26 protein-coding genes are annotated in these 23,184 nt (G+C 51.4%); 15 read left to right on the forward strand and 11 right to left on the reverse strand.

Annotated elements, in window-relative coordinates:
• The first annotated feature begins 166 nt into the window (after nucleotides 1-166).
• Genes C4B57_04380 through C4B57_04395 form a run of 4 tightly spaced genes read left to right on the forward strand, consistent with a single transcriptional unit; the run spans nucleotide 167 to nucleotide 3,418 of the window.
• Nucleotides 167-1,312, forward strand: a complete 1,146-nt coding sequence (locus C4B57_04380; GenBank protein PXF55156.1) for a hypothetical protein — start codon at nucleotides 167-169, stop codon at nucleotides 1,310-1,312.
• Nucleotides 1,204-1,431: an integrase gene (locus C4B57_04385; protein PXF55157.1), complete on the forward strand. Its 228-nt coding sequence runs from the start codon at nucleotides 1,204-1,206 to the stop codon at nucleotides 1,429-1,431. Before C4B57_04380 ends, C4B57_04385 begins: the two co-directional genes overlap by 109 nt.
• Nucleotides 1,407-2,390: a hypothetical protein gene (locus tag C4B57_04390; protein PXF55158.1), complete on the forward strand. Its 984-nt coding sequence runs from the start codon at nucleotides 1,407-1,409 to the stop codon at nucleotides 2,388-2,390. Before C4B57_04385 ends, C4B57_04390 begins: the two co-directional genes overlap by 25 nt.
• Nucleotides 2,387-3,418 (forward strand): integrase, encoded by a 1,032-nt coding sequence (locus C4B57_04395; GenBank protein PXF55159.1) that lies wholly within the window; start codon nucleotides 2,387-2,389, stop codon nucleotides 3,416-3,418. Before C4B57_04390 ends, C4B57_04395 begins: the two co-directional genes overlap by 4 nt.
• A gap of 90 nt (nucleotides 3,419-3,508) precedes the next feature.
• Here the strand turns inward: C4B57_04395 and C4B57_04400 are convergent, their stop codons facing one another.
• The 5 genes from C4B57_04400 to C4B57_04420 all read right to left on the reverse strand — a co-directional run bounded on the left by C4B57_04400 (nucleotide 3,509) and on the right by C4B57_04420 (nucleotide 7,920).
• Nucleotides 3,509-3,700: a hypothetical protein gene (locus C4B57_04400; protein PXF55160.1), complete on the reverse strand. Its 192-nt coding sequence runs from the start codon at nucleotides 3,698-3,700 to the stop codon at nucleotides 3,509-3,511.
• Between the two features lie 170 nt (nucleotides 3,701-3,870).
• Nucleotides 3,871-4,962 (reverse strand): arsenical-resistance protein, encoded by a 1,092-nt coding sequence (arsB, locus tag C4B57_04405; GenBank protein PXF55161.1) that lies wholly within the window; start codon nucleotides 4,960-4,962, stop codon nucleotides 3,871-3,873.
• Nucleotides 4,963-4,977: 15 nt separating this feature from the next.
• Entirely contained in the window at nucleotides 4,978-5,829 is an 852-nt protein-coding gene (locus tag C4B57_04410) for a hypothetical protein (protein PXF55162.1), read from the reverse strand.
• Nucleotides 5,826-7,454: a hypothetical protein gene (locus C4B57_04415; GenBank protein ID PXF55163.1), complete on the reverse strand. Its 1,629-nt coding sequence runs from the start codon at nucleotides 7,452-7,454 to the stop codon at nucleotides 5,826-5,828. The genes C4B57_04410 and C4B57_04415 overlap by 4 nt, the downstream gene beginning before the upstream one ends.
• Nucleotides 7,455-7,509: 55 nt before the next feature.
• Nucleotides 7,510-7,920 carry a transcriptional regulator gene (locus tag C4B57_04420; GenBank protein PXF55164.1) on the reverse strand — a complete coding sequence of 137 codons (411 nt, stop codon included), beginning with the start codon at nucleotides 7,918-7,920 and terminating at the stop codon, nucleotides 7,510-7,512.
• A gap of 158 nt (nucleotides 7,921-8,078) precedes the next feature.
• Here C4B57_04420 and C4B57_04425 point away from each other — a divergent pair, with 158 nt between their 5' ends.
• Nucleotides 8,079-8,453, forward strand: coding sequence for a hypothetical protein (locus C4B57_04425; protein PXF55165.1), 375 nt, complete (start codon nucleotides 8,079-8,081; stop codon nucleotides 8,451-8,453).
• Here the strand turns inward: C4B57_04425 and C4B57_04430 are convergent.
• Together C4B57_04430 and C4B57_04435 are read right to left on the reverse strand one after the other, a co-directional pair.
• The gene (locus C4B57_04430; protein PXF55166.1) at nucleotides 8,446-8,856 is read right to left on the reverse strand and encodes a hypothetical protein; all 411 of its coding nucleotides are present in this window, start codon (nucleotides 8,854-8,856) and stop codon (nucleotides 8,446-8,448) included. The genes C4B57_04425 and C4B57_04430 overlap by 8 nt on opposite strands.
• Nucleotides 8,857-8,868: 12 nt before the next feature.
• Nucleotides 8,869-9,120: a hypothetical protein gene (locus C4B57_04435; GenBank protein PXF55167.1), complete on the reverse strand. Its 252-nt coding sequence runs from the start codon at nucleotides 9,118-9,120 to the stop codon at nucleotides 8,869-8,871.
• A gap of 101 nt (nucleotides 9,121-9,221) precedes the next feature.
• On the opposite strand from C4B57_04435, the gene C4B57_04440 reads away from it, so the two are divergent.
• The 10 genes from C4B57_04440 (at nucleotide 9,222) to C4B57_04485 (ending at nucleotide 18,738) form a co-directional block, all read left to right on the forward strand.
• Nucleotides 9,222-9,470 carry an AbrB family transcriptional regulator gene (locus C4B57_04440; GenBank protein PXF55168.1) on the forward strand — a complete coding sequence of 83 codons (249 nt, stop codon included), beginning with the start codon at nucleotides 9,222-9,224 and terminating at the stop codon, nucleotides 9,468-9,470.
• Nucleotides 9,470-9,880 (forward strand): PIN domain nuclease, encoded by a 411-nt coding sequence (locus C4B57_04445; protein ID PXF55169.1) that lies wholly within the window; start codon nucleotides 9,470-9,472, stop codon nucleotides 9,878-9,880. Before C4B57_04440 ends, C4B57_04445 begins: the two co-directional genes overlap by 1 nt.
• A 59-nt stretch (nucleotides 9,881-9,939) precedes the next feature.
• Complete coding sequence (locus tag C4B57_04450) at nucleotides 9,940-10,221, forward strand: hypothetical protein (GenBank protein PXF55170.1); 282 nt, start codon at nucleotides 9,940-9,942, stop codon at nucleotides 10,219-10,221.
• Between the two features lie 242 nt (nucleotides 10,222-10,463).
• A complete protein-coding gene (locus tag C4B57_04455) occupies nucleotides 10,464-11,267 on the forward strand; it encodes a nucleoside triphosphate pyrophosphohydrolase (GenBank protein ID PXF55171.1) in 804 nt (267 codons plus the stop codon).
• A 30-nt stretch (nucleotides 11,268-11,297) separates the two neighbouring features.
• On the forward strand, nucleotides 11,298-13,421 hold the full coding sequence (locus C4B57_04460) for a hypothetical protein (GenBank protein PXF55172.1): 2,124 nt from the start codon (nucleotides 11,298-11,300) through the stop codon (nucleotides 13,419-13,421).
• Nucleotides 13,418-14,539 carry an AmmeMemoRadiSam system radical SAM enzyme gene (gene amrS / locus C4B57_04465; GenBank protein ID PXF55173.1) on the forward strand — a complete coding sequence of 374 codons (1,122 nt, stop codon included), beginning with the start codon at nucleotides 13,418-13,420 and terminating at the stop codon, nucleotides 14,537-14,539. Before C4B57_04460 ends, amrS begins: the two co-directional genes overlap by 4 nt.
• 269 nt (nucleotides 14,540-14,808) lie before the next feature.
• Nucleotides 14,809-15,204 (forward strand): AmmeMemoRadiSam system protein B, encoded by a 396-nt coding sequence (gene amrB, locus C4B57_04470; GenBank protein PXF55174.1) that lies wholly within the window; start codon nucleotides 14,809-14,811, stop codon nucleotides 15,202-15,204.
• A complete protein-coding gene (locus C4B57_04475; protein ID PXF55175.1) occupies nucleotides 15,201-16,304 on the forward strand; it encodes a hypothetical protein in 1,104 nt (367 codons plus the stop codon). The genes amrB and C4B57_04475 overlap by 4 nt, the downstream gene beginning before the upstream one ends.
• A 76-nt stretch (nucleotides 16,305-16,380) precedes the next feature.
• Nucleotides 16,381-18,165, forward strand: a complete 1,785-nt coding sequence (locus C4B57_04480) for a hypothetical protein (protein ID PXF55176.1) — start codon at nucleotides 16,381-16,383, stop codon at nucleotides 18,163-18,165.
• A 66-nt stretch (nucleotides 18,166-18,231) separates the two neighbouring features.
• Nucleotides 18,232-18,738, forward strand: a complete 507-nt coding sequence (locus tag C4B57_04485) for a type 1 glutamine amidotransferase (GenBank protein PXF55177.1) — start codon at nucleotides 18,232-18,234, stop codon at nucleotides 18,736-18,738.
• Nucleotides 18,739-18,756: 18 nt separating this feature from the next.
• Here C4B57_04485 and C4B57_04490 read toward each other — a convergent pair whose 3' ends face one another.
• From C4B57_04490 to aroA, 4 genes are all read right to left on the reverse strand, one after another.
• The gene (locus tag C4B57_04490) at nucleotides 18,757-20,124 is read right to left on the reverse strand and encodes a glutamyl-tRNA reductase (GenBank protein ID PXF55178.1); all 1,368 of its coding nucleotides are present in this window, start codon (nucleotides 20,122-20,124) and stop codon (nucleotides 18,757-18,759) included.
• Complete coding sequence (ccsB, locus tag C4B57_04495; GenBank protein ID PXF55179.1) at nucleotides 20,105-20,932, reverse strand: c-type cytochrome biogenesis protein CcsB; 828 nt, start codon at nucleotides 20,930-20,932, stop codon at nucleotides 20,105-20,107. Before ccsB ends, C4B57_04490 begins: the two co-directional genes overlap by 20 nt.
• A gap of 122 nt (nucleotides 20,933-21,054) precedes the next feature.
• Complete coding sequence (locus C4B57_04500) at nucleotides 21,055-21,738, reverse strand: siroheme synthase (GenBank protein ID PXF55180.1); 684 nt, start codon at nucleotides 21,736-21,738, stop codon at nucleotides 21,055-21,057.
• 142 nt (nucleotides 21,739-21,880) lie between these two features.
• Nucleotides 21,881-23,182 (reverse strand): 3-phosphoshikimate 1-carboxyvinyltransferase, encoded by a 1,302-nt coding sequence (aroA, locus tag C4B57_04505; protein PXF55181.1) that lies wholly within the window; start codon nucleotides 23,180-23,182, stop codon nucleotides 21,881-21,883.
• Nucleotides 23,183-23,184: the final 2 nt, after the last annotated feature.

Consider the following 23,184-nt stretch of genomic DNA (forward strand, 5'->3'; position numbering starts at 1 on the left):
ATGTTATGTGAAGCTCCGGATTATGTGAAGTTAGGTTTCCGTCCATAGAGAATCTCCCCGCCATTTCGGCCTGATTCACAGGCTCCCATCGATATTACTACACATAATTGCGTGCTATGACAATTCCTTACCACCCCGACAAACGGGGCGGAGAAAGGGGGTTATCATGGCATTAAAACAGATTTTTGGGTGTCCGGGAACACTCAAGGGGCTGCGTAGCGGCCCATTGAGTGGGCTTCTGGAGGGATTTTGTAGCTGGCTTCTGGAGCATGGCTTTAGTCGCTGGACAATACGTAAGCACCTCTTTAACGTATCCCACCTTAACGAGTATCTGGGCGGTCCGGGAAGTGGCTTCCGCGAGGGCCTTAGTTCAAGAGATGTCGCTGGTTTTTTCAAGGCCTACCCTTTGGTGTGCCGGCGGCGGGGAACGCTGGAAGGGCACGTCCGTCGAGTCCGCTACTCGATAAATCGTTTCCTCGACTATCTTCGTGACTCCGGGCTTTTTGATTCCTCATCCGGGCAGGAGATCTATCAGCCCCTTCTGGATGCCTATCTCGAGTGGATGCGCCATTACCAGCACGCTTCGGAGGGAACACTCGGGGTCCGGTGCCACTCGATCACTCAGTTTCTTGAATGGCTCGGCCCTGAAGCTATGCCGGAAGGCCTGTTAAGGCTCAGTTCAGATAAAATTGAGGGTTTCTTCATTAGCTATGCCCGGAGCATGGGGCGTTCAGCACGGCGCTCCATGCAGTCGGCTTTGCGGACCTTTTTGCGGTTCTGTTTGCATAATGGCTATATTGAGCAGTCTCTGGAGTACGCTGTTCCCACATTGCGCACTTACAAACTGGCCACCGTTCCACGCGGGCTGACCGATATCCAGGCGCAACAGGTCCTGCGTTGCATAAATCGCAACAGCCATGTGGGCCGTCGGGATTACGCCATTCTGATACTGCTTTACACCTACGGGGTGAGGGGCGGCCAAGTGCGTGCGCTTCGAATGGAAGATGTCGACTGGGTGCAGGACCAAATCCTTTTCAGGGCCTTAAAACATGGCAAAGACAGCCGCCTACCCTTAACTCCTGAAGTGGGCGAAAGCCTGTTGGATTACTTGCAAAACTCCCGTCCCTCTTATTCATATCCTCACGTTTTTCTGACCTGCCGGGCACCCTATCACCCTTTCCCCGGGCCAGCTCACTTTCGGCCATGGTGGAGCGTTACATCCGGACTGCGGGCATTGAGATTCCCAGTAAGGGCGCACATGCCTTTCGGCATTGCTTTGCCACTCGAATGCTCCACAAGGGTCATTCCCTGAAGGCAATCGCCGACGTACTCGGCCATCGCCATATCGGGACTACCTTCATCTATACCAAGGTGGAGTTCGATTCCCTGAGGCAAGTGGCCCTCGAATGGCCGCAGGAGGTGCCACAATGATTCAAAGCCTCCTGGCCGTCCAGATACAAAACTTCATCAATCTACGCCGCCTCTCAGGCACCGATTATCAGTCTCAGGCACAACTGTTGGGATACTTTGACCACTTTCTGGTCGAAGAACACCTGAGCGAGCCGCGCATTACCCGAGAGACCATGGAGCATTATCTGGAAAACCTTTCGCATCTTGCCCCACGCACGCTCTATAACCGCTTCTGCGTGGTCAAACAATTGTGCGAGTATCTGGCCCGGAACGATCCCCTCGGCTATGTGCCCGATCCGTTGAGAGTAATCCCGTCCGGAGGGGCTCATCAGCCCTATATCTACAGTAAATTTGAACTCCGGACCCTAATGGCGGCCGCCTCCCGACTGCCACCTAAAAACTCCCTTCGGCCTTACACCTACCGCACTCTTTTGGGCCTCCTCTACAGTACGGGAATCCGCATCGGTGAGGCGTCGGCCTTGACTCTGGAACACCTCCACAGCGCCGGGCAACGGCTCCTCATAGCTGAAGGCAAGTTCCGAAAGGCCCGCTGGGTGCTCCTGAGTGATTCCACCTGCCAAGCTTTGCAGCAATACATGCATAAACGGTTGCAGGTGAGGCCACGCTCGCCCGACTCTCCGCTCTTTATCAACCAGCGATCCCGCCGCCTGCACCACTCGACCGTCAATCAGACCTTCCGGCACTTACTGAGACAGTGCGGCATCCGTCACAGCAAGCACACCGGCCCCCGCATACACGACATCAGACACACTTTTGCGGTCCACAGGCTGCTGGCCTGGTATCGGGATGGAGAGGATATCAACGCGCGGCTTCCGTGGCTGGCAACCTATATGGGGCACGTGGATGTCCATTCCACTCAAGTCTACCTGCGGGCTACACCGGAGCTGATCGAGCAGGTCGATCGGCGCTTTCATAACTACTACCTGCATCGGGTCAAATCCCATGGAGGAATAAAATGACACATATTATCGCCAAACCCTTAAAACGTTTCTTTAGCCACTATCTGCCGGTCCGGAAAGGCCTTGCAGCCAATACCATCCTGGCTTACCGTGATGCCATTAAGCTGCTGTTGTGCTATGCCTCCGATATATTGAAGAAGAGCGTCGACGAACTCTGCGTGGAAGACATCGACGAATCGCTAGTGCTCGGTTTCCTCGATCATATTGAAAACACGCGCGGTTGCAGCGCCAGGACCCGCAATGCGAGACTGGCCGCTATCCGTTCCCTGTTCAGTTTTATTGCCCGGGAGGAACCCTCTCTGTTGCTCCACTGCCAGATGATCCGTACTATCCCTATTAAACGCACACAGCACAAGACAGTGGACTACCTTGAAGAAAACGAGATGCAGGCGTTGCTCGACTCGGTAGACCTCAAATCGCATACCGGAGTGCGGGACAAAGCCTTACTGCTCCTGCTCTACAACACAGGTGCTCGAGTCAGCGAGATCGTGGAACTGAAACTGGAAGATCTGTGCCTCGATGGCGTAGCTCAGGTCAAGCTCCTTGGTAAGGGCAACAAGTATCGGAGCTGTCCGCTTTGGCCCGAAACGGTCGAGGCGCTGGAGGCATACCTCAAACAGCGCACAGCAAAAGATCCGGCCGAACAGCAGCTCTTCCTCAACGCAAATGCCTCACCCATCACACGATTCGGTGTTCGGTACATCATTGGCAAATACGCCACTGCAGCTAAAAGCCAATGCCCATCCATTGCTGCCAAAACCGTCACCCCGCACACCATCCGGCACATAACCGCCATGCACCTGCTGCGCTCAGGCAACGATGTCAATATGATCAGCTACTGGCTGGGACACGCCGACATCAACACAACACACATCTACGTGGAAATCGACATGGAAATGAAGCGGCAAATGCTCCAAAAAGCCGGACCTCCTGACGTCAAAAAGCCTCTGCCATGGCAGAAACCCGATGTCTTACAGTGGTTGAATACGCTTGCCAAAGCACCCCAATTATGTGTAGCAAATTGTTAAACAGATGAAGAAAATGAAAGGGAGGGCCGGAAATAAAGATGCTCAACTTCACATAATCCGGAGCTTCACATAACATTTCTTATGTTGAGCTCAACATAAGAAATGGTTATCCATGAGCACCCATGCATAGCACGGTGTCTTGGTGTTGGTGAGGACCTTTTTCAGGCGTTCAAGAAAGTTCTTCTTGTCGGAATCGTCTCGAAAGATTTTTCGACGCTCGATTCCCCTGATGATGATGTGATGGAGGGCGCCAGGGGCATCTATGCGGGAGCTTCTTGGCATGCTGCAAGGTTATCATACCCCTGCCGGAAAGGAAAGTCCAAATTTCACGGACGTCCCCAATGGCCCCATGTCGTCTTCCTTAGCGTCTCGATGCAGAACGTAAAAACGGAATAGCAAGATTCATCTCAGCCATCACCTCCATGGGTTTTTTCCTGAAAAGTATGAGTTCATCAAGGCTTGCAAGTGACGTGGCATACCCCTGTGGGAGTCTCAACGGCAAAGGGGAAATATTTTTTCTTGAACCAGAGGGCTACATTGACAAGACTGATTAAAACCGGGACCTCGACTAGGGGACCTATGACTGCTGCAAATGCCTGCCCCGAGTCGATGCCGAAAACCGCAACTGCCACGGCTATAGCCAGCTCAAAGTTGTTCGATGCGGCGGTAAAGCTCAGGGTCGTGGACTGTTCATAGGTGGCTCCGACTTTCATTGAAAGATAGAAGGACACAAAAAACATGGTCACAAAATATATGACTAGGGGAATCGCAATTCTCACTACGTCCAATGGCAGTTGGACAATATACTCGCCCTTGAGGGAAAACATTACGATAATGGTGAAGAGCAGGGCGATAAGGGTGATAGGACTGATAACCGGGACAAATTTTTCCTCATACCAGGCTCTGCCTTTGGTTTTAATCCCAATCACCCTGGTGATGATACCCGCCAAGAAGGGAATGCCAAGGTAGATGAAACGCTCTCGGCGATCTGGCCTATGGAAATATCGACCACCGAACCTTTGATTCCCAGCCATTGGGGAAGCACGGTGATAAAGATATAGGCATAGAAGGAAAAAAAACAGCACCTGGAAAATAGAGTTAAATGCCACGAGTCCCGCACAGTATTCCCGATCTCCGGCGGCGAGATCATTCCATACGATGACCATGGCAATACAGCGGGCAAGCCCTATCATAATCAGCCCAACCATGTATTCGTGATGCCCGGAAAGGAGGGCGATCGCCAGAATAAACATGAGGATGGGGCCGATCACCCAGTTCTGAACCAAAGAGAGGGCAAGGACCTTGAAATTACGAAAGACCTGTCCCAACTGCTCGTATTTCACCTTGGCCAAGGGCGGGTACATCATGAGGACCAGCCCTACGGCAATGGGGATGTTTGTGGTTCCCACCTGAAAGGCATTGATGAAATCCTTGACTACTGGGAAAATGTATCCGGTGCCGACTCCAACAGCCATGCCCAGGAATATCCAGAGAGTCAGATAACGATCGATAAATGAAAGTCTGCCTGCTGCTCCTATTGCCATGTCATACCTCCGAGTTCATCCTTTTCTCCGCGCCCTCAAGAACGTCAGAAGAAATACACTTGCCGCAAGGGTGGAAAAGACCACAGCCCCGATGTCGTGGAGGGTAAACACGATCTGTCTGATACTTATGGCATCAGTCGTCATGAGGATCGCTCCTGTAACGGTCATAAAGGCAACTCCCAGTATTCCCAGCCAGAAGAACGCTCCTTTTTCTGATTTGGAGCTGACAAGCAGCCAGAAGGCAGATCCCACTAGAACTATACCTACGCCCTCGTGGAATACTTCCAGGACCCCCATTGCCTGGCTGGGGAGCAATTCTCCAAACAAGACGATGATGGCAGGTCCCAAAAGGATGGTCCCAAGTATCCCGAGCATCAGCCGGTGGCCAGGGTCTGCGAGAATTCCGTTGGCACCGCGGTACTCTATGGCTCCTCCGCAGAGGACTGCAAAAAACAGCAGTCCGGCAAGCAGGGTCAACGTGCCGTAAAAAAGGAGGGGCTCAAGGATCTCGTGTCTGAACCCGCTCATCTTTACTGCAAGAGATGACATCCCAAGCAGCACTGAGTTGGGCTCGAAGATCGGCATTGCACTTTCGCCGTTGAAGGGCTCTTTCATTACAGGCCTTGTCCAGAATGAAGAGCATGAGCCGTGGCAGTCAGTGCATCCGCCCGCCCCCAGGGCCGAACTTGCAGGAGAAATACCGTGGCTGAGTTTAAACGTGGAGGCATAGACGGTATATTCCCACGGCTTTGGTGTGAAATAGAGACCTTTCCAGGTTATGCCGTCTTTGGTATAGCGGCTGCCTGAGACGAGGATCACGTGTCTGCCATCAAGGGGCTCTCTCTGAGAGACCAGATACCTCTTCACCGCTGCAAGGAGCCCTTGGATCTCTTCAGGGCGATTGGCCTCAGAAACACTGTCTCCATTATCGTCTGTAATCTTGCCGAGTTCAGGAAAGCTATTCGCACAGGGTCTTTGAGATGCGCAGTCCACATGGCATAGAGATCTTTCATATAGGGCTGATCCAGGCCCTTCCCATCTGGTTCAAGGATTCCGATCCAGATGCTGTCGATCCGGTTCATGGGATATATCTGCCCCTTATACCAAGCCCTGACCGGCTCGTAGAGGAATAGCGGCTCCCGCCTGTTAGTAAAAGAGCTGGCTTCACCATAGAGGTTCCAGGGCTTCATGTCCGGTCCGTAGAAAGTCCATATCCGTTTCCCCGCCTTGGCGATTCGTGGAGCGGTATTGAAGACCGTGCTGTCCTGCAAGAGGGCAGCTTTTACCTGCCGCTGCGGGATATGACAGGTCTGGCAAGCAATTTTATCAAGATGCCTGGGAGGAAGACCGGCATGCCTTGGTACCGGGGCCTTGAGCAGCCCTTCCATGTGGCAGTCCCTGCAGATTCGCATGGAATTATCCAGGTCATCCCTTACAAGTCCTGTCGGGTCGTCGCCTTTGCCGATCTCATGTCTTTCCCGCCCGGCTATTCTCTCATCGGTGGCGGATCTTCCCGTGACGTGACAGTCCACGCATTTGAGTCCGGCCCGCAAGTGAACGTCGGTACGCTGGTTGTAGGGCTCTCCTTTCTTTTTCCAGTCAGGCTCCAGATGGCAGTTTAAACACTTCTCTTCAGGCACTTCTTTAACGATGTTTAGGGCTACCTTTCCGTCAGGCTGAAATCTTTCTTTCTTGTATTTGACAGTAGGCACAGTATTTTGGGCCACCGTTCCCTCTACAGCCGCGAAATCCGCCCCTGCCGATGCGGCCCAGCGGAAGTTCAGTGCCTTGATCTGGGCCTCTCTTGCCTTATGATCATATGAGGGAAGGTGACACAAGAGACAGTCCGCCTCCAGGACGCCTGATTCAGCCCAAAAGGACTTGAAGTAGTCTCCATCAAAGCCGTTTTCCCCGCCGGGGACAATGTGGTTTACAGGGTCCTTTGCATAGCGGTCATAACGGTTTCCGTCTCTGTCGTACTCAAGAGGTCCACCACCCGGGTGACAGCCACTGCAAGCCTTGGCAAACTCAAAGGATGAAAGATCGATCTCCCGGGCGTCCTTGTTTTTCTTTTTCGCCAACTGGCGAAAGTTCGGGGCAACTGTACAGTACCTGCCTCCGTAATTTCCAGGGCTCAACATCCAGGAATAGGCGGCCGCAAGCTCTGGTTTTATTTTTTCGTTTTTTCCCTGCTGAAAGTGATAGGCACTGGTGATGAGATCATAGTCGTGACAGGCCCCGCAGGTCTTCTTCGGGCTGTAGGGCCGGTCCTGATTGATCCCGTGTACCGGATCAATAATGGTGCCGTCCTCGTCTTTTAAAAAGAAAGGCGGGCAGACGGCCATAAAGTCCCGCCGGGCCAGTTCCTCATGGCTCCGGTCAACGACCTTGGAGGTGAATATCTCTCCGGCCGCCGGACCTGTCGGCAGAGACAAATTTCCAAAGAAAAAGGACAGAACGAGGATCAATATGGCCGTTGATGACTGTATCATTCATACCTCCATAATTTACGGACAAGAAATCAATCAGGTCGGCTTTTTTTATAGCTCAGGACGAATACTCAGATCTTTCAGGCTGAGCTGAGACATGATCCTCTTTCACAGGAATGCTGCCGCATATCTCAGCCACGGTTACATCCAGGCGATCCCTCAATGTCTTGATCTCCTGATCATCTTCGTGCCACTCCTCCACCAGTCCCATGAGTTGCCTTACCATGGGCGGAGCATCATCTTCAGTAAGCACGTAATCCATTCGGAGCCCTCTGCGCTCAGACTCAACAAAACCCGCATCTTCCAGCACTCGCAGATGGCGTGAGACCGTGGGCTGGGCAAGACCCAGAACGCTGGTCAGCTCACATACACAAGAGGTACGATGCTGGAGAAGTTTAAGGATCTTTAACCTGGTCGGATCGGCAATGGCCTTGAGATACCTGGATGTCTTTTTCATCAATTTATTCATAATAAACTATATAGCTATATATCTATATATTGTCAACTATGGATAGCACGGAACCAATCAATGAACTGAACAGGGATCAGTTATGGCAAAACATGTGAACCCCAATACTATTTTTACCCAATATCCTCATGGTATCTCTGAAGGGACTTAACCCGACCATGCCCCCTTCAGCAGACTGCAATCCCCCTGGCGGCGGCAACAGCCGCCGCCCGTTCCGCCCATGGTACAGGCAGGCCGGAACCACCGGGTGGTTACGTTCAGCGGCAATTGGTGATAAGGTGATAAGAAAGGTGATAAGAAATTGCTTTTCCAGCAATAGAGCCGGAGAAGGTAAAATTCTATTTTCACTTCCCCGTTTCAGCCTGAAATTACAATTAAACCACCATGTTGTTCCTGTCAATAAGGAAACAGGACCGAAAACAGGATCCAAAACACCATGCATGAAGAAAAACAGACATGATTGCCCGAAATTGACAGGAAAAAGGGCGCAGTTTTCCTGTTACCGGTTATTGAAACCTTTGCGCTTCAATTAACAGTGCAAAACGGTTCTTCATGAGCAGGCCAGCCATCGTCAATAGGTTCTTGAATGACATCCTGGAATGGTTGCGGTCTTTTGGGAGGTGACCGGGATTTCTCCCAGAGCCCAAGGTGCTCAAGTATCTGCCTGATTACCTCAGGCTGGGATCCGGTTATAAAACTGATGATCTTCATCCCGGCATGGCATTTGGGACATTCAAGGGGATCAACCTCCCACACCTTTTTGATGCACTCACGCCATGTTTTGGGAGGTATCCTGCAGGGTTTATATGTAGACACATCCAGCGCCTCTATCTCTTCCGGCACTGTCGTGGAATCCGGGATGTCAGTCTTTAGTCCGGCCTCTTTACGCCGATTTCCCCGGCTGCGGTTTGAATACCAGCCATAATATCTGACCAAAGGAATCGTCTATCAACTCCTATGCCTTGACAGGAACAGCATATTTCGTGCCTCTGGCCGGCTAAAAAGCAATTTCTTATCACCTTGATGATCCGGCTGCTGTAAAAGGGCCTCTTTCATGGCCTCAGAAAGGGCCTTTGGATAGCCCACAGGTACCAGTCGCCCGACCATTCCTCCCTGCAGGACCTCCCTGGGCCCGCTGGGGCAATCGGTGGAGACCACCGGGGTCCCTGCGGCAAGTGCCTCTATAAGCACAACCGGCATGCCTTCGCAAACAGACGAAAGGACAAAAAAAGAGGGCTTGACCGAACATAATTCTTACCATATGTTACTATTGTAAGAATTTTTCAATAAGGTAAGAAGACATGCAGACCACGATTACCTCAAAATACCAGACCACAATTCCCAAAGCCATACGGCAAAAACTGGGCCTGTCAGTCCATGATACACTTGAATGGGATCTCAAAAACGGCATTATGGTAGTCAAGCCCAGGAAAGCCGGCTTCTTGCGTTTCAGGAATATCGTCAGAACAGGTCCGGGAGACATTAAACGTGATATCCATAAAGCAAGAAAGCTGAGAGCTACCAGGACAGGCACGGACATGAAACCGTGATGCAAAAAGTCGTAATTGACACCAACTGCCTGATTTCCTATGTAACAGATCGCAATCTCAAACAGCAGGAGATTGTCTCATCGGTACTGGAACAGGCAGCCGGCTTGAAGATATGCATTTACTGTCACTTCCATGTAATCAGTGAGTTCATTTTCGTCCTGGATTCTGTCTACGGCATAAACCCAAAAGACATAAGAGTTATGGCCCAGGAATTTCTATCAATGCCGGGTGTAGAACTCATTTCCGAGGTCAACACAAAGACCCTGTTCACCTTCTGGCCAGAGCGCATCCGTGATTACGGCGATGCAATAATTGCCGCGACTTGCCGCCATATCAGGGGAGGCGCCGTGTTGACATTTGACAGCAGGTTCAAGGCTTCTCTTAAAGGACTCAGGCTGAAGATATATTAACCTTACAAAAATTTTTAACGGAGAGTGTCCAAAATTTGTTGACAGGTTCCGCTTTTTCGATGCGATTGAAAGACAAGGTGATTTCTGTGCCGAATCCATCGCACCAGTTCCAGGGCTTTATTCACATCTACCTGAGTTTTATCCCGAATTATGCAGCAGCCAAGTTTGCCAAAGATGCGAGGCGGAAGGCACGCAGACGTACTTTTGTACTTCAAGTGCCTGACAACAAAGCAGATTTGGTAAAATTGGCTGCCCCTTGTGGCTTCAAATACCGAACAATTTTTAACTCCGGTGGAATGCACCTTTTGGGTGAACATTCCAAACTGGACAATACACCATAACTTACTGATTTTTCTATTTGTTCCTTATTGTTCGGTGTTTGAAGTGCATAATTTGGGTTTATGCCTTAGTACAACAGTATAGGCCGAATCTTATAAGTGGGTAAGCAGGCAGGCCTAAACCGCTGATTCGTGAGTTCTGATGGAAAAGGCTTGAGAATAGAACGATTTGAGGATATTAATGCTTTGTAGTCGGCCCGAGTGCTAACTCGCGAGTTCAACGAAAGAAAGGTAACCCTTGAACGGTGAACCCTGAACCTTCAAACACAGAAAAGGCGTTTTCAGAACTAAGGTCGATTGTAGCCCGCCTGAGGGCACCTGACGGATGTCCCTGGGACAGGGAGCAGACCCCTTCTTCTGTGAAAAAATATATTCTGGAGGAGGCCTATGAGCTGTCAGAGGCTATTGACGAGAAAGACCCGAAGCCCGTAGCGGAGGAATTGGGAGATCTCTTCTTCATGCTGCTTCTGCTTGCGAACATATACGAAGAGGCTGATATATCCTTTCTCGAGCAGGCCTTTGCCGGCATCGGCCGGAAGATGATCAGGCGCCACCCCCACATATTCGGGGATGTGAAAGTTACCAGCATAGAGGAGGTGGCAGCCAACTGGCAGGCAATAAAGGCCGGAGAGGCAGAAGAAAGGGGAGAGAAACACAGTGTCCTGGGGCATCTGCCCAAATCACTGCCTGCGCTTCAAAGGGCCTTCCGGGTTGGAGAAAGGGCCTCGAGGGTGAGCTTTGACTGGGTCAAGCCGGAGGATGTCTGGGCAAAAATGGCAGAAGAAGAACAGGAGCTGAGAGAAGCTATTAGCACCAAATCCAGAGATCATATTGAGCACGAAATAGGAGATGTCCTGTTCACCATGGCCAATATGGCCCGGCTGCTGAAAATCAATCCGGAAGATGCGCTCCAAAAAACCATAGACAGGTTTGTGGCACGTTTTTATGCCATGGAGGACATCATCAGGTCACAGGGGAATGAACTCGCCCGGTGCTCTGTTGAAGAAATGGATAAGGCCTGGGCTGAGGCAAAAAAAATCTGTAAATAAACTCAGGATCAACAGGTCCCGGACCTGCATATGACAGGACACAAAGACTCCGTCCTCAAAAAGAAATTCTGGGTCTGCCTCCTTGTCCTGGGGACTTCTTCCGTATCGGTTCAGCTTATAATGATCCGGGAGGTCATGTCCACTTTTGGCGGCAATGAGTTGGTTATAGGCCTTGTGCTTGGAGTATGGCTTCTGTTTACAGGTCTTGGCAGCGCCCTTGGTGTACCGGTTGCCAAAAGGGCAAGTCCGGAAAAGGCGCTTTTTGCGGGCCACATCCTGGTCGGAGTCTTGCCTTTTTTCCAGGTTGCGGCTGTACGGGCCCTCCCGCTCCTATGGGTGCGGGGCGAAATGCTGGGCCTTACTCCGGCAATTTTCTCAAGCACCTTGATCCTTATCCCATACTGCCTCGTCGCAGGCGGGATGTTACCCATAGCAGGAACCCTGCTCAAGGGTGAGGATACTACGAGCAGGGTATACATTGCCGACACCATGGGAGATATTGCCGGCGGTCTCCTGTTCAGCCTTGTCCTTGTTTATACCCTTTCCCACTGGGACAGCCTGATTGTTCTCGGCATGCTGAACCTGCTTGCCGGTGCCATGATGACCTCATACGCAGGCCTTCCGGTACTGGTACTTCTGGGACTCGTCATGGCGGCAACCAGGCCTCTTGATATGTCCACGCTTTCGTTACGCTTCCCCGGCCAGGAATTGATCCTGCATAAGAACACGCCCTTTGCCCAGCTTACCATCTCCAGGACCGGCGGGCAGCTCAATGTCCTGCAGGACGCAATCCCCCTGTATTCGACCGGCGACCTTGATATGGAGTCTGTGGCCCATCTTCCACTCTGCCAGATTAAGCAGGGGGCCAATATTCTTTTGATTGCAGGGGGGGTCTTTGGAACCATTGAGGAGATTGCCAGGCACAGACCGAAGCGGGTTGATTATATCGAACTAGATCCTGCCATTCTCAAACTGGATAAGCTGATCGACAAGAGCCTTTCTCATTCTTTTGTCAAGGTACACGTTGGTGATGGACGTCTCTTTGTAAAGCAGGCAAGAACAAAATACGATGCCGTTATTGTGGACCTTCCGGACCCGGAAAACGCTCAGCTCAACCGTTTCTACAGCCTGGAATTCTTTCGTGAAGTAAAATCGATCCTTACGGATCACGGAGTGCTCGCGTTCACTCTTGTGGGTGCTGAGAACTATCTTGAAGAAAAGGGCCTGGCTGTGAATCGTTCAGTTTATGCCGCGCTGGAAAATACTTTCAGGCATATTCTGGTCTTTCCCGGAACCACCCATTACTACCTGGCCTCCGATGCCCCTTTAACTGCCGACATTGCAGGAGTGCTGACCAGGCGCAAGATCGTCACAAGACGCCTGGTGGATTATGAACTGCCCAGCATGACCGATCCGTTCCGCATGGACATTCTCAGGCGCCTTCTTATCGAAGAAAAAGTCCCGCCGAACAGAGACCTCTCTCCCTCTGCCTTCAGGCACCTCCTGGACATGTGGCTGAAGAAATCCGAGAGCCCGAAGATGCTTCAATATGTCATGTTCGTGTCAATCCTGGCATTTGCGCTCCTTGCATGCCGCAGGGATCTGCTCCGGTTCACCGTTATGACCTCCGGATATGCTGGCATGGCCTTTGAGCTGTCCCTTCTCCTGTTATTTCAGGTCATATACGGTTATGTGTACCTGCGAATCTGTATCTTTGTAACACTTTTTATGATAGGATCTGCACTGGGTGCCTATGCATCCGGAAGATTAAAAAAGGATACATCTTGGCAAGTGCTTGCTGCTGACTCGGCCCTTATTGCACTGGCTGCACTGGCATGTATTGCAACCATTGCCGGGATCGGTGCAAAGGCCCGGATTTCCCTGTTTGCCATGCAGTATATCGTGATTCCGTCTTTGATCTTTCTTGCGGCCTCTGCAGCCGGGTGTCAGTTTTCCGCTATCTCCCGCATGGCCAGGGGCACCGGGGCGGAGATTACAGGACGCCTTTATATGGCAGACCTTGCGGGTGCAGCATGCGGTACTATATTGACAGGACTGCTGTTTCTTCCCAAAATAGGAATCATGGGCGTTATGGCCTCAGTGCTGATGCTCAAAGGGCTCAGTCTTGGGCTTAATGCATGGCGAAAGAAATGAAAACAACCCGCAGGCATTTCATTAAGACAGCCTTTTGTGCAACCTGTGGCGCTTTAATGTTTCCCTGGGAGTGTGTATGGGCCAAAGAGCATTTTTCTCCAGCGGACCCCCATGTAAAGGAGGCATATTTCTATAAACAGCTTACCGGCGGAGCGGTCCGGTGCAGCACATGCCCGCACGAATGTGTGATCCTGCCCGGCAGACGCGGAAGATGCCGCGCAAAGGTCAACATCGATGGAAAACTCTTTTCCATCTCTTATGGTAACCCTTGTGTGGTACATGTTGACCCGGTGGAGAAAAAGCCGCTTCTGCATTTCTATCCGGGAAGCAATGCATTTTCTCTCGCAGTAGCCGGATGCAATTTTCGCTGCCTGAACTGCCAGAACTGGGAGATATCTCAAACCAGTCCGGACAAGACCCGCAATTACGACCTGCCCCCCGAAGAGGTTGTCATGGCAGCTTCGCAATACAGATGCAAGAGCATTGCCTATACCTATTCCGAGGCCACGACTTTTTATGAATATATGGTCGATATTTCGGCAAAGGCAAAAGAAGCCGGAATAAAGAATATCTGGGTGAGCGCTGCATATATTAACCAGCCCGCCCTGAACAGGCTGTGTGATGTGATCGACGCAGCCAGTGTCAATCTGAAGAGCTTCTCAGACAAGATCTACCAGGATCTGAACGGCGGGCATCTTGAGCCGGTCCTTGAGACCTTTAAGACACTGCACCGGCGAGGCGTCTGGATGGAGATCATCAACCTGGTCATTCCGACTTATACAGACGACATGGAAATGATAAAAAAGATGTGCGGGTGGATTGCGGATAACCTCGGAACTGAATATCCTCTTCATTTCTCGCGGTTTTTCCCCAAGTATAAGCTCGTCCATCTGCCGCCCACACCTGTAGATGTCCTGGAGCAGGCCAGAGATGTGGCCTTGGAGCAGGGGCTTCGTTACGTTTACATCGGCAATGTGCCCGGCGGGTGTGACAAGACCGTATGTCCTGATTGCAAGCGCACGGTGGTCAAAAGAAGGGGCTATACGCTGCTGGAAAACCATGTGAAACACGGAAAATGCGAGTTCTGCGGGACCCCAATCAGCGGCCGGTGGGATTGATGAAATGCTAAAAGATGAACATCGAACGTTGAACGTCCAACATCGAATGTTGAATGGGAAAAGATGAAGAAACAGACTTACGACCAGGAAGAAAGGCTGCTCGCGTATACAGAAATAGCCGTTGAGTGTTCGGTATTGGATGTTTGTTTTTTCATTCGATGTTGGACGTTCGATGTTCGATGTTGGACGTTCGTCTTTTTTTATGTCTTGTTTCGTGTTTTCGTACTTTCGTATTTTCGTGATGGGTTTTGAATAGTTTTTTAAAAAGGATGACTAATCGAATGCTGAATCTCTCTTACAAAATAGAAGTGATTGGGCCTGCGCTTATTGCCTTTATCCTGGCATTTGTCGTTGGCCTGCCCTGGGAATCCTCATATGCCTCTGACGAGACAGGTCAAACAATACGGCCGCCGGCTGCCGCCGGCCGGTTTTACCCGGATGACCCAGAAGAGCTTCGTAAGATGGTCGGGACCCTTTTAAGAGATGCCTCCGGTCTTGACGTTAAGGGAACAATCCGGGGCCTGGTCTCTCCACATGCCGGATATATTTATTCCGGTATTGTCGCTGCCGCGGGATACAGGCAGATAGCTCCTTCTACCAGGACAGTGATACTCATTGGACCGAGTCATCGGTTTCCCTTAGGGGGGCGTCCATTCCATCAGTGACAGCCTACAGGACCCCCCTGGGAGACGTCCGGCTGTCAAAACTTGCTTTCAGACTCCAAAAACTGCCCATCTTTGGATCTGTCACTGAGGCACACAAGATGGAGCATTCCCTTGAGGTCCAGCTCCCTTTTCTTCAAGTGATGCTGAGGGCATTCGAGATTGTGCCGATCCTCGTAAACAGTGCGGACCCAAAGGCCCTTGCCGCAGCGCTTGCTCCATATATTGACAACGATACATTGATTGTGGCAAGCACGGATCTTTCCCACTATTATCCCTACGAAAGAGCGGTTTCCCTGGACCGGATCTGCACCAGCGCCATCACCGGCGCAGAGTTTTCCCGTATGCCGCTGTGCGAGGCCTGCGGTAAGCAGGCAGTTATGACACTGATGCATATTGCTGAGATCAAGAACTGGGATGCAAAATTGATCGATTACAAAAATTCGGGCGATACTGCAGGAGGCAGGAACAATGTGGTGGGTTATGCGAGTATCGCCTTTGTGGATAGAAAGGAGGGGTCTAAAAAAATGAAGGAATCCATGTCCATCCGGGATAAAAAGGCCCTTCTCAGGCTTGCCCGCTCTGCCATCGAGGCAAAGCTTGTGAAAGACGTCAAGGTGGAAAGGCCGGAGCCATCTCTCATTTTGAAGGAGAACAGGGGCTGTTTTGTCACCTTACATAAATACGGGCAACTCCGGGGATGCATCGGAACCATAGAGCCTATATGTCCTCTTGCTGAATGCGTAGAAAAAAACGCCCAAAACGCAGCCTTCAGAGATCCGAGGTTTCCGTGCCTGGGTGCAGAGGAGCTGCCTGAGATAGACATTGAGGTGAGCATCCTGTCCGTACCCGAGAGACTGAGGTTCAGGGATGGAGACGATCTGAAGCGTCAGCTCCGGCCTAATGTCCATGGAGTGATTCTTTCTCGCGGAATGCACCGCTCGACCTTCCTCCCCCAGGTCTGGGAGCAGTTGCCGGACAAGGAACAGTTCCTCGAACACCTGTGTTTAAAAGGCGGCATGCCGGCGAATGCATGGAAGGACCCTGCAACCAGCGTAGAGGTATATCAAGCCGAGGTCTTTGGCGAAAAGGATTTCAAGTGAGCGTTCATTTCAGAGGGCATTCCAGGCTGAGTATTCTCTGCCTGAGAAACATCATCGAGAAAAAAGGGGGAGTCTTATGGGCAAGTTGAGCAGAATACTGGTTGCATTAGTCATCCTGATTTGTGTTGTGCTTATAGGCCTTGCGCTTTTCGTGCGCTTCTACTTTACGGAAGACCGTGTCAGGGCCCTGATCATTCCACCGGCGGAGGAGGCCCTGGGCAGGAAGGTACATATAGGGAGTATAGATGTGGGCCTGTTTACAGGCATAACCGTCAAGGACTTCTCTGTTAAAGAGGCTGACGGAAAGACGGATTTCCTGAGCACCGGGGAATTTGTCCTAAGATATAATCTCTGGCCCTTGCTTCAAGGGACCGTGGCGGTCAGCGAGGTGCGCCTTGGTGAACCGAGGGTATGGATTCTCCGGGACAGACAGGGAAGGTTTAACTTCGAGACCCTGGCATTTCTGGCCGAGGGAGAGGAAAAGAAGGCGGAGCCGGGCCCTGAAGCCAGGACTGCACTTCCTTTGGCCCTTACAGTGGAACAGGTGAAGGTTGACAGGGCCCAGATTGTCGTCCGTGATGCAACCGGAGAAATACCTGACACAAAAGCAAGGGCGGACCTTATGGTCACTCTGGATGTGGGTCGTGATCTGGCTTCGCTGAATTACAAGGGAAATCTGAGCTTTGCTGCAGACCTTGTCTACGGTGAAGTCAAATCCAATATCTCTGGAAAGAGTGATTTCGATCAGGACAGACTGGGATATGCAGTGGACGTTATTCTGGATGACCAGAAGGCGCGCCTCAGCGGAGAGGTGAAGAACTATGCCAAGGTCCCGGACATACGCCTGGACATCACCAGCGAGGTTATGGATATCGACAGGCTTCTTGCTCTCATGGCAGGCCTTCCTGCAGCATCAGAGGCCGGAGAAAAGAGAGAAGTCGCAAAGGTATCCGGTCAGTCTCCCGGAGCCGCCTTGCCCCAGGGTCTCATGGCCTCCGGTGAGGTCAGGATCGGCAGGACACTCTATAAGGGGCTTGAGGTAAAGGACTTCCTTTTGCAGTATAACCTCGAGAAAGGAGTTTTGACCATAAAAGACCTTTCTGCCGGGGTCGCCGGGGGACAGGTTTCAAGCAGGATGAAAGTGGATCTTAATAAACCCGGTCTTATCTACGGAGGTGAACTCGATCTCAAATCCGTAAAGTTTCAAGGGCTTTTGCCCGTTTTGGCCAATATCTCAGGCGATATGGTTTCAGGGATGATGGAATCTCATTTCACCTTTTCCGGGGCCGGCATTGAGTGGCCGGTTCTTCGGGATGCCCTGAGCGTTGAGGGCACCTATGCACTGCGGGACGGCGGATTCCGGGATACTCCGGTAACCACGGCAATAGCGGAACTCCTGGGGCTCGAGGAGTTGAAAAGACTGTCTTTTAAGAGTCTTGATGGAACGTTGCATGTTATAAAGGGCAGGGCAGCCATCAGGAGCCGGATGAGCGGAAAGGACGTGAGCGCAAGGCTGGACGGCACTATCGGGCTGGACGGCAGTCTGGACATGCCCATGACCTTGCTCCTTTCTCAGAAACTCAGCGAAAAGCTCCGGAAACGCGTCTCGATTGCAAAATACCTGACCAGCGAAGAGGGACAGACCGAGCTGCGCCTGAAGCTGGCTGGAAGCCTGATGCGTCCCTATCCGGCCCTGGATACAGCCGGGGTCTCGGAACAGGTGAAAGAGACTATCCGGAAAAAGGCAGTTGAAAAGCTGGATGAAGTCCTGACCGGCAAGAGGAAAAAGGCAGGGGAAGAGGGTGCAGATACCGGCAAGGATGCGGGCAAGGAACTTATCAGGGGAATATTAGGGCGATAACCTGGTAAACTTCATAGTTCGTCCCTGGATGAAGACTGAAGATTAGCTGATACAGGAGGTGTAAGAATGAGAGTACTTATCTTGAGCGCAGATGGATTTGAGGACAGCGAGCTTCTGTGTCCTATGTACCGGCTTAAAGAGGCGGATTATCAGGTGGACATAGCTGCGCCGGAATGGGGCCAGATAAAGGGAAAGCGGGGTTATACGGTGACTGCCAACCTGGCCCTGGACGACGTGGAGACTGACGGCTTTAGACTGCTTCTTTTGCCCGGTGGCAAGGAGGCATCCCAGACGCTTCGCACAATTCCGCTAGCTCAGGACATTGTGCGCTCTTTTGCGGACAAGGGCCTGCCCGTGGCCGCCATCTGTCACGGTCCGCAGATTCTGGTGTCGGCGGGTATCCTGGTTGGGCGGAGGGCTACTTGCTGCAAGACGGTAGCCGGAGAGCTTGAGGCCATCGGGGCGATTTACGAGGACTCAGAGGTAGTAGTGGATGGCAATATCATAACCTCCCGCCAACCCTCGGACATCCCCATGTTTATGAAGGCCGTCCTGGAGGCCCTAGCCGTTTGAGAGTGCTGTTTCTGATATTCAGCTTAAGGACGGTTTCCGTATAGTTTTATCCTGGTTGGCGTCAGAAATGCCTGTATCCTGCTGTCTTTGAGTGTCTTCAAGGCTATCTATGCCAAAGAGGAGGCGGGCAGCGTCCAGTATCATCTCTCCATCTTTTTCTTGAGTCCCTTTTTTTAGGCAAACTATCGGGTCGTGGAGTATCTTTTGAACAATGGACCTCGTGAGGACATCCAGGGCCTTTTGCTGCTCGTCATTGAGGGATTCAACAAGTACCTTGCGGCTACGTGAAAGCTCCTTCTGCCTTACCGCCTCGGCCTTTTCCTGAAGATGCTGAATCACGGGTACCACATTCAGAGATTCCATCCAGGACATGAACTTGATGACTTCTGCCTCTACTATGCGATCCGCCTTGGATGCTTCCTTCTCACGTTCTGCCTTATTGAATTCTATAACTCCCTTCAGATCATCAATGTCGTATAAATAGACATTGTCTATATCATTGATCTCTGGATCGATGTCTCTTGGCACCGCTATATCAATAATGAACAGAAGGCGATGACGTCTGGGACGCATAATCCGTTTTACCTGGTCTTTTCTGAGGATAATCCCGGGGGCACCGGTAGAGCTTATAACTATGTCCGCACCAACCAGAGCCTCCTCAATCTCTTCCAGGGATATGGCGCTTCCTCCAAGGGACCGGGCGAGCTCTACCGCCCTGGAGAGTGTACGGTTGGCCACGACCAGTTTGCCGGCACCGCTGGAAATGAGATGTTTTGCAGCCAGCTCAGCCATTTCCCCTGCACCTATCAGCATGCCGCCTCTGCCTGTAAGGTCCCCAAAAATCTTTTTGGCAAGCTCAACGGCCGCATAACTGATAGAGACGGCATGACTTGCAATTCTCGTTTCGGTCCTGATTTTCTTGGCCACGGAAAAGGCCTTATGGAGTAAACGATTAAGAACTGTGCCTGCAGTCTTGGCCTCTAAGGCCATGCGGTAGGCATCCTTCAACTGGCCAAGGATCTGGGGCTCGCCTACAACCATGGAGTCAAGGCTGGAGGCTACCCTGAAAAGGTGCCTGACGGCGGACGTTCCTTCATATTCATAGAGTACCTCCTGGAGTGTAGGGGGATCCACCTCTCCCCTTTGTTGCCACAGCTCCTTTATTGATTCTTTGGCCTCCTCAAGGCGATTCGTAGAAATCAGGACTTCTACCCTGTTACAGGTGGACAGGAACACAACTTCTTCGCAGAAAGGAAGCTCCGCGAACAATTTCAGGGCAGGGATATTGCTTTCACTCATGGAAAGGCATTCCCGCACTTCCACAGGTGCGGTATTATGATTTACTCCTAAAAGGACTATTTGCGGTCTATTTAAGCCAGGTGGCATAGGAATGGGCACCAGAAAGTAACAGGCTTACTCCCAGGAAGGTAAAGACCAAAACAGTAAAACCGATTAATGTCATGACAGCAGCCTTTCGCCCCCGCCAACCCACTGTAAGCCGCTGATGAAAAAGTGCTGCATAAATAAACCAGGTGATAAGTGACCATGTTTCCTTTGGGTCCCAGCTCCAGTAAGATCCCCAGGCCTTCTCGGCCCAAATGGACCCGGTTATTATCCCCAGTGTCAACAGGGGAAACCCCATGGTCAGGCAGCGCTTGTTCATGGCATCCAAGGTTTCAAGGGAGGGCAGCCTTTGGAATACTGCCCCCAGCCGCTTCTTTTTTATCTGCCTTTCCTGGAGCAAGTACATAATGGCAATACAAAAGGCCAAGGCAAAAATGGCATCTGCTGACAGGCAGATAATGGCATGAATAGGGAGCCAGATACTCTTGAGGACCGGAGGCAGGGGCAGGATTTCCCTTGACTGAAAGGATGACGCAGTCATCACGATCATGGCGAAGGGTACCACAAAGGCCCCAAGAGATTTCAACTTGTGTTGCCATTGAAACAGGAGAAAAGAACCGACCATTGCCCAAGCCAGGAACGATAGGGAATCGTGGAGGTTGACAAGGGGGGGGTGGCCCCCTGCAAACCATCGCATTAAAACAGCAGCAGTATGAAAACCAAAACCCACGGATAAAAAGACAGCAGCAATCCGTTCCGCATCCTTTCTGAGGGTAATGATGTGGACAATAAAGCCGGCCGCACTGATAAAATATATAAAGACTGTTATCTGAAAAAGGAATTTATGCATAGCGGTTAATTGAGGAATTCCCTAATTCCATCTGTACCCAATTTTCATGCAATCCTGGGGTATATATAAGGTTCTGCGGTCATTTTTTTATCATGAATGACAAGGCCTTTTGAATTTAACACTCAATGTCTATAATTCGAAACTATATTGGCGGCCTCCGTATCGCAGAGAGAAACAGCCCATCTCTCTACCTTGTCCCATTCACCATCTCTGACCCAGGCCATTACAGCCGGGTCTGCAAGGGATCGGCAGAGTTGCTTCCTGGTCACCGGATCCCGGTGAGATTTAATTATCAGTTGCCTTAACTCCCCCAAAAGTGAGACATAGTCGCCATAAAACGGATCAAGGCTCTGCTCAAGCTCCCTGCGAAGGCGCTGGGCAAGGGCAGGACTCCTGCCTCCGGTTGATATGGACAGACAGAGATCCCCCCGCCTGACTACAGAAGGGACAATAAAGCTGCAAAGCTCCGGCTGGTCTACGACATTGCAGAAGACCCTTTTTGATAAGGCCTTTTCATATACCGTTTTCTGGACATCAGTATCATCGGTAGCGGCGATCACCAGCCAGGCCTTGTCCAGATCCTCAGGGATGAAGGACCTTGGCACGTAGTCTATCAGGCCATTTGATGCCATTTCCCCGAGCGTCCCTGTTGTCTCGGGGCTGACGAGCCTGACATGGGCACCGGCGCTCAAGAGTCCCTGAACTTTACGTTCAGCAACGCTGCCTCCGCCCACGACAACAACTTTCTTGTTTTTCAGGTCCAAAAAAAGGGGGTAGTAATCCTGACAGGAAGTGTTCTGTTTCATAGACTAAAAGATATCAACCAAATGCAAATCAGGCAACAATCGTCTATTGAATTACAAAATTCCTTGGAAGACTGGTATAAATATTATGGGATGCAGCTCCGGCCCGGATTTTTGAGCGGAATTCAGGGTCAATCTTGCGGGCTTATCCTGCAATCTTTTGCCAGTGTTGCCAGAAAGATGGAAAGGACTTCCGTACACAGTCAGGGTCTTTGATCCTGATGCCAGGCACTCTCAGCCCTGCCACCGCAAAGGCCATGGCTATCCGGTGGTCATCATAGGTGTCTATCAGAGATCCATGCATGTCCTGGCTCCCTTCGTTCCCCTCAATGATGAGCCCGTCCTCCAGCTCCCTCACTGATTTTCCTATCTTGGAGAGCTCCTGTGCCACCGCCTTCAGCCTGTCCGTCTCTTTTATCCTCAAGTGGGCTACATTCCTGATGACAGTTGTACCCCTGGCAAAGGCAGCAACTGCAGCAAGTGTCGGGACCACATCGGGCCATCGGCCCATGTCCGCTTCTATGGCCTTGAGCCTGCCATGAGGAGGTCCCTGGACCGTAACCCCCTCCGGTCCTTTTTTTATGGAACAACCCATACCGGCCAGGATGTCGGCAAATGCCGCATCGCCCTGAATGGCGTCCGGCGGCATGTTTTCCACCAGGACTTTACCACCTGTGACTGCTGCGGCTGCCCAGAAATAGGAGGCACTTGATGCATCTCCTTCGACTTGATATTTTCTCGCCTTATAAGTCTTGCGGGATACAAGGAAAGAGTCCTTTTCCTCCTGCACATCTACCCCGAAGGCGGCCATTACGGCTATAGTGAGATCTACATAAGGCCTGGACACCAAAGGGCCGTCCAGGATAATCCTGGCCGGATTCCTGACAACCGGAGCCACGAGCAGCAAGGAAGACAGGTACTGACTGCTCTTTGAGGCAGAAAGCAAGGTTTCTCCGCCTTCAAGTCCATGGGCCTTGATTTCTACCGGAGGGCAACCGGTTTTCTTAATACTCCTTGCCTCGGCCCCCCAGGCCTTCAGTGCTTTGAGTAATGGCCCAATGGGTCTTTCAGCCATTCGTACGGTACCTGTGAGCCTGTAGGTGCCCTGACCAAGGGCCACGACAGAGGTCAGAAAGCGTATCCCGGTACCGTTATTGCCGAGGTAGAGTTCTTGCCTGGCAGGCAAGATCCTTCCACCCTGACCCTCAATTATCCAGTCAGTGCCTTTATCCTGTATGGGAATTCCCAAATGGGCCAGGGCATCTCTGAGAAATTTTGTATCTTCACTGTCCAGGGGTCCTTTCAGCTCGCTTTTTCCTTCAGCCAAAGAGGCGACTACCAGAGCCCGCTGGGTGATGCTCTTCGATCCGGGCACCTTTACCTTTGCCGTTATGCCGGCTGCGGGTTGCGGGATTTCAATGAACTCGTCCCTTAAAGAGGAAATCATGC

The organism is Deltaproteobacteria bacterium (assembly GCA_003194485.1).
In the GTDB taxonomy this organism is placed as follows: domain Bacteria; phylum Desulfobacterota; class Dissulfuribacteria; order Dissulfuribacterales; family UBA3076; genus UBA3076.